A 1,149-nucleotide genomic window follows, 5' to 3' on the forward strand; every position below is an offset into this window, starting at 1 on the left:
GTTGTAGACGCAGAACCGCTCGATGGATGCGAGGATGTCGTCGGCGGACTTGGTCCAGCGGAACGGCTTTGGGTCGGCGTTGTGGCGGTTGATGAAGTCTGAGATGTCGGCTTGGAGATCGGTGACGCTGCGATGGACGCCGCGGCGGATTTTCTTGTCGGTGAGCAGGGCGAAGAACCGCTCGACCTGATTGAGCCAGGATGAGCTGGTGGGGGTCAGATGGACGTGCCAGCGCGGTCGCTTGGCCAGCCAGGCGCGGATCAGCGGGGTCTTGTGCGTGGCGTAATTGTCCATGACCAGGTGGACGTCGAGGTCTTTGGGGACGTTGGCCTCGATCTCGTCGAGGAACCTGCGGAACTCGCTAGCCCGGTGACGGGGGAAGCACTTTCCGATCACCTGGCCAGTCGCGATGTCGAGGGCGGCGAAGAGCGAGGTCGTGCCGTGGCGCTTGTAGTCGTGACTGCGGCGTGCGGCTTGGCCGGGCCGCATGGGCAGCAAGGGTTGACTGCGGTCCAGCGCCTGGATTTGCGACTTCTCATCGACACACAGCACGATGGCGTGCTCGGGCGGGGCGACGTAGAGCCCGACCACATCGCGCACCTTGGCGACGAAGTCGGGGTCGGTGGACAGCTTGAAGGTTTCCAGCCGATGCGGCTGCAGGCCAAAGGCGCGCCAGATGCGCTGCACGCTTGAGATCGACACGCCGCTGGCCTTGGCCATGCTGCGCGAACTCCAGTGGGTGGCGTCCGGCGGCAAGCTCTCCAGGGTGCGCACGATCACCGCCTCGATCCGCGCGTCCTCGATCGTGCGTGGCGTCCCCGACCGTGGCTCATCCCGCAGGCCCTCCAGCCGCTGCGCCATGAACCGCCGCCGCCACTTGCCGACCGTCTCGCGGTCCAACCCCATCCGCTCGGCGATGGCCTTGTTCTGCCCACCTTCGGCGCAGGCCAGAATGATCCGCGCCCGCAGCGCCAGCGCCTGGGCGGTGCTTCGTCGCGAAGCCAGTGACGCCAGTTCCGCCCGCTCCGCCTCTTCCAACTCCACCGCCGGCAACTCCCGACCCACCATCCCGCAGCCTCCCTAAAACCAAGAGAGTCTGTCACGACTGAGTCGATACCGAGTCCGCGAACTTCTGAGTCAGGACACTAG

General features: G+C 65.9%; 1 protein-coding gene. It reads right to left on the reverse strand.

Annotated elements, in window-relative coordinates; genetic code table 11:
* Positions 1–1,068 (reverse strand): IS630 family transposase (locus ACIPQB_RS26090; RefSeq protein ID WP_446488159.1); only part of this gene is annotated, 1,068 nt, incomplete at its 3' end.
* Positions 1,069–1,149: the final 81 nt, after the last annotated feature.

Source organism: Caulobacter sp. LARHSG274, from assembly GCF_052871235.1.